At 60.4% G+C, this 5,140-nt stretch carries 7 protein-coding genes; 2 read left to right on the forward strand and 5 right to left on the reverse strand.

Annotation, left to right across the window (positions count from 1 at the left end; all coding sequences use genetic code 11):
• The first annotated feature begins 144 nt into the window (after positions 1-144).
• Entirely contained in the window at positions 145-612 is a 468-nt protein-coding gene (locus AC1D35_RS34670) for a prepilin peptidase (RefSeq protein ID WP_477942406.1), read from the forward strand.
• On the forward strand, positions 612-1,067 hold the full coding sequence (gene gspG, locus AC1D35_RS34675) for a type II secretion system major pseudopilin GspG (protein ID WP_477942408.1): 456 nt from the start codon (positions 612-614) through the stop codon (positions 1,065-1,067). The genes AC1D35_RS34670 and gspG overlap by 1 nt, the downstream gene beginning before the upstream one ends.
• Position 1,068: 1 nt before the next feature.
• On the opposite strand, the gene AC1D35_RS34680 is transcribed toward gspG, so the two are convergent.
• The 5 genes from AC1D35_RS34680 to AC1D35_RS34700 all read right to left on the reverse strand — a co-directional run.
• Positions 1,069-1,698, reverse strand: a complete 630-nt coding sequence (locus tag AC1D35_RS34680; RefSeq protein ID WP_477942410.1) for a prepilin-type N-terminal cleavage/methylation domain-containing protein — start codon at positions 1,696-1,698, stop codon at positions 1,069-1,071.
• Positions 1,695-2,081 (reverse strand): PulJ/GspJ family protein, encoded by a 387-nt coding sequence (locus AC1D35_RS34685; RefSeq protein ID WP_477942412.1) that lies wholly within the window; start codon positions 2,079-2,081, stop codon positions 1,695-1,697. Before AC1D35_RS34685 ends, AC1D35_RS34680 begins: the two co-directional genes overlap by 4 nt.
• Positions 2,078-2,545 (reverse strand): GspH/FimT family pseudopilin, encoded by a 468-nt coding sequence (locus AC1D35_RS34690; protein ID WP_477942414.1) that lies wholly within the window; start codon positions 2,543-2,545, stop codon positions 2,078-2,080. The genes AC1D35_RS34685 and AC1D35_RS34690 overlap by 4 nt, the downstream gene beginning before the upstream one ends.
• Entirely contained in the window at positions 2,542-3,750 is a 1,209-nt protein-coding gene (locus AC1D35_RS34695; protein WP_477942416.1) for a type II secretion system F family protein, read from the reverse strand. Before AC1D35_RS34695 ends, AC1D35_RS34690 begins: the two co-directional genes overlap by 4 nt.
• A 4-nt stretch (positions 3,751-3,754) precedes the next feature.
• A partial coding sequence (locus AC1D35_RS34700) for a GspE/PulE family protein (RefSeq protein ID WP_477942418.1) occupies positions 3,755-5,140 on the reverse strand: 1,386 nt, incomplete at its 5' end.

Below are 5,140 nucleotides of genomic sequence, written 5' to 3' on the forward strand. Positions count from 1 at the left end.
GCCGCGCATCGTGCGCGACGTCAGCCAGGCGCGCGATGTGACGGCCGAATTCCGCAAGCAGCTCGATTTCAAGTCCGACATCCAGAAGCGACGCGGCGGAAAGAACAGCCTGCAGCAAGACCTCAAGCGGCTGGCCTACTGACGATGGCGCTTCTGTTTGCAATCATTCTCGCTGCAAGCCTCGTTGCGATCGCCTATGTCGATTGTCGCAGGCTCGTCATCCCCGACTGGCTGAACGCGACTGTTTTCTTGAGCGGCGCGGCTTTCCGGCTTTGCAGCGATTATAATGCGCTGGTCTCTGGATTGCTGTTCGCCCTAGCGGTCTTTGTCTTCTTTTGGACGATGCGATACCTACATTACCGGCTGAGAGGTGTTGTCGGACTGGGACTAGGCGATGTCAAATTCGCCGGTGCTGCCGCAGTCTGGCTCGATCCCTTGAGCTTTCCGATCTTCCTGCTGATCGCCTCGGCGACCGCCCTGCTCTATCTCGCGCTTAAAGCCAAAGGTTCGCGCGCCATCATGTCGCTGCGGATCCCCTTCGGCCCGTTTCTGGCGCTCTCTCTATTCGCGGTATGGAATTTCAACCTCTTCTTTGACCAAATGGTGCGCTAGTGACGACAGACAGATTTGCATTCGAACCGGCAGACCGCCCTTCCGGGGACGCGACCGCCGGCTTCAGCCTCGTCGAACTGCTGGTGGTGCTGGCGATTATCGGTTTGATCGCCGCGCTGGTCGCGCCCCAGGTGCTCAAATATCTCGACACGGCCAAGGTCGATACGACAAAGGCGCAGATGAAGAATATCGAGAACGCGCTCGAGCTCTATTATATCGATGCGGGGCATTATCCGACAACCGACGAGGGATTGGATGCTCTTGCCAAAGTGCCTGCCAATGCCGGCAGCTGGAACGGACCCTATATCAAGAAATCGGGAACATTCCTCGATGCCTGGGGCACGGCCTATCAATACAAAAGCCCTGCTGACGAAAAGCCCTACCAGATTATCTCACTCGGACGGGATAAAAAGACTGGCGGCGATGGGCTGAATACGGATCTTTCCAGCGAGTAGGTCAGGAGCCGCTTCCAGGAAAGGCAATCCTGGTGACCGAGATCTCCGATCGGCCGCGTTTGGCTTTCAAGGTAATCTTGACCGCATAGGGCAGTCTTTCTGGATATGGCCAATCGGCGCGCCATGGCGGCAGATCGGCAGCTCCTGCCTGCGGTGCATCCAGGAACTGAAAGCCGAAATCCTCGATATTGTCGATCACTGAAAATCGCTCGCTGGCAAGCGAGCCGGCCGAGAACCGTCGCGGCGAATTTTCGAGGACGACGGAAAGCGATCCGTTGCTCTCACCCTCCACGATCGCGATGTCGCGCAACGCGAGCTGATCGGAGCCGACGCGCAAGACCGTCGCAAACCGCAGCGATCGGGCCGCGCCTTCGAAGGYGTGACGTTGTTCCGGCGGTGAGTTCAGCAGGTAGAGATTTCTCGCGTCCTCGACCGTCTTCTGCAGGAATGCTGCGGCGGTCGCGACTTCCATCCTGCCATTAGCGCTCTCGGCGAGATTGCCGAGCGGACGAAATTGCGCGACAGCGCCAAGCAGAATTGTCGAAAGTGCTGCAAGCAAGGCCAGTGTGACCAGCATCTCGACCAGCGAAAAACCGCCGTCTTGATCAGCAAGTGGAATATTAGGCTTCATGGCGCTGGTCCGCCAACCGAAGCCGTGACGAGAAAACTCAGTTTGAGCTTACCCTTGGCACCGGCGATGCTGATGATGGCGAATGCCTCGCGATCAGCGTGGCTCTCGGCCTGGAGCGGCGAAAGCAGGTCGATCGTCCACTGCAGGCTATCAGCCTCGCCCTGCCGATGCGCCGAGCGCGACAACGCCATTGCTGGAACCGTTTCGGCCGTCAGCGACTCGACGAGTTCAAGCATGGTCTGGCGGTCTCCCGAGCGTGTGTAACTGCTAACCGCGATCGACAACGTCTGGGACGCAACTGCCATCGAAATCGACAGGATGAGAAAGGCGACGATCATTTCGAGCAGGGTGAAACCCGCCTGCGTGTTCTCGCGATCCGTCATTGCGGCACCATCGTCGCCGTTCCGGTCAACCAGTTGATCCTGACTTTGATCGGGCTCCCGCGCTCGCCGGAAAGCCGAAGCTCGCCGCCGGACGAACTTCCGTCAGGCAGAAATCGGATGTCACCTTTGGTGACAGTGGTGCCCGAGCTCTTGCCGATGGTTGCTTCCAGGCCGATCGAAGGCGGGATGAGAATGTCCTCCCCGCCGACGCTGGCGCCGATGCTGCGGCCGCTCGTATCAATCAGTAGGCTGGTTTCCGACCCGCTCTTGATGGCAGCCAGGCGTGCCAGGTTTGCTTTTTCAACAATTCGCAGCGCAATGGTTCGTGGCGACATGGTGTTCGAACGCAGAAACTGCGGCAGGACGAGGGCCATCATGATCCCGAGGATCGTCAGTACCACCAGCATTTCCGGCAGGCTGAAGCCCGCATCTGATCCAGTTGAGGCATGAGGCCTTCCAATCACTGGACCCCCAGTTCGTTGACGCTCAGAAGCGCCGTCATCACCGATATGACCAACCCGCCGACAAGCGTGCCGAGAAGAATGGTGATCGCCGGCGTCAACAGTGCCAGAAGTCGGTCGAGCGTGCGTTCGGCCTCGTGGCGCAGAATGTTGGAGCCATTGGCAAGAACCGGTGCAAGCCTGTTGACCTCGTCCCCGACGACGGCGAGCGAGACGATGCTTGCGGGAAAGAGCCGGCTTTCCGCAAATGCCTCACCAAGCCGCCTGCCGGAAATCACCGCCTCGCGCATGACCGAGAGCCTCTGGCGGTAGCTCGCAATCGCGCAAGTGTCCGCCGCAAGGGACAGCGCCTCGGGCATCGCGACAGCGTTGTCGAGCAGCAAGGACAGCGTCTGGAGATAGCGCGAGAGCGCCGCCTTGATCATCAGCGGACCAAAGACCGGCATTTTGATCAGCGCTGCCGATGCGAGCCCGACAATGGCACCGGCCTGGGCAATCGCGAGGATCGCCAGGATCAGGATCGCTCCGACGCCGGCCGCAAGCACGGTTGGATCTGAGAGCATTTTGCCGGCAAACGACAGGACGGCGATGAGGAATGGCGGGGGCCTGCCGGAGCCATCGAAAACGGGTTCAAGTGCTGGAACCAGGGCGAACGTCACGACGCCGAGGGCAATGACCATCATGACGAGCAGAAAAGCGGGATAAAGCAGCGCGTCAAAGAGCTGTTTGCGCTGGTCCCTGCGCCGCTCGAGGTCGGACGCTATTGCAGGCAGGACCGTTGCAAGCCGCGCTGTTTTCTCGCCGCTTGCAATCAGCGCAAGGACGTCCGCGCCGATGCCGTCTATCAGCGCCAAGGTCGAGGCGGCGCTGGTGCCGGCCGACAGCCGCTCGATCATTGCATCGAACCTGTCGCGCTCGCTCCGGCGCGAGGCGGCGGCCCTGAGCGCGCGAAGCGACTGGTCCAATGTCAGGCCGGCTGTTGACAGGACCGCGAGGTTCGAGAAGAAGTTCACCTGGTCGAAGTGATCACCGAGTTTCGGCAGCCAGGAAAATGCGCCTGGCGTTTTGCCATCCAGCGGTTTGATATCGCCCACCATAAGGCCTGGCGCCTGGAGCTTTCGGCGCGCGTCGGCGATATCGGCTGCCTCCACTGTCCCCGATGTCCTCCTGCCGTTGGCGGCAAAGGCTGAATACTCAAATCTCGCCATCGGGCTAATCCATATCGATCACGCGCAAGACCTCTTCGATGGTCGTGAGCTTTTGGGCAACGAGAGCTTGCCCGTGTTGGCGCAGGGGCACCATTCCCTGCCCTATGGCGGTCGCCTCGAGCTCCTCTTCAATATCGCTATCCCGCAGAGCCAGCCTGAACTTTTCGGATATATCGAGGATCTCATAGGTTGCCCGCCGTCCCTTGAAACCCGTGCCAGCGCATTTCGGGCATTCGGCGGAATCAGCCTCATCTCGGCACACTAGGCAACGTTGCCGGACAAGGCGTTGACCGATGACCCCACGCATGGTCGCAGCCAGCAGGAACGGCTCGACACCCATGTCGCGCAGGCGGTTGAACGCGCCGATTGCGCTGTTGGTATGCAAGGTTGAAAGAACGAGGCGGCCGGCCAAGGCTGCTTGAATTGCAATCTCCGCGGTCTCGCGGTCACGAATTTCGCCAACGAGGACGATATCAGGATCCTGGCGCAGGACCGAGCGCAGGGCCGTCGCAAAGGTGAGTCCGATCGACGGATCGATCTGCAGCTGCGTAATCCCGTCGATACGATATTCGACCGGATCCYCGACCGTGAAGATTTTGACGCTCGGTCGATTGAGAACGGAAAGGATCGAATAAAGGGTCGTCGTCTTGCCCGAGCCGGTGGGACCCGTCACAAGCACGAGGCCGTTCGAGCGCCGTGTCAGGTTGTCGATCTGGCCGATCGAGGCGGCATCATATCCGAGTGAAGGCAATTCGAGCTTGATGTTCTCGCGGTCGAGGACGCGCAATGCCGCGGTCTCGCCATGGACCGAGGGAACGACCGACAGTCGGAAGTCGACCTCCTGACCGCGGATCGCCAGGCGCAGCCGCCCATCCTGCGGCAGCCGGCGTTCGGCGATATTGAGGTGGGCAAGGATCTTCAGACGGCTTATGACGCCGGTATGCAAAGCCTTCGGCGCGGCTTCGGTCTCCAGAAGAATGCCGTCTCGGCGCAGGCGCACGCGCATCGTATCGGCCTGCGGTTCCAGATGGATATCGGTCGCCTCTTCGTCGATCGCCTTTTGCGCGATCCTGGCGACGAAGCGAACCACCGGTGCATCGCGGGCAATATCGAGRAGGCGCTCGAGATCGACATCTGAGGTGAYGCCCTCATCGATCATCTCGTCTGGGGTTCTATCGGCCTGCTGCTTCAGGCGGCCGATCTGCTCCTCGATCAAGCTTCTCGGTGCGATGGTCACGCGAGCCGGCCGCTCGAAAAGGTATTCGACCGCTTCGGTGGCGGCGCGGTCGAAGGGATCGGCGATGACAAGCTCAAGAGCAGAATCGTTCGGTCCGAGCGGCAGGATCGCCCTCCTGGCAGCAAATTCCCAGCCGAGCTGTTCGAGCCGTTC

Source organism: Rhizobium sp. P1_E6 (assembly GCF_056405875.1).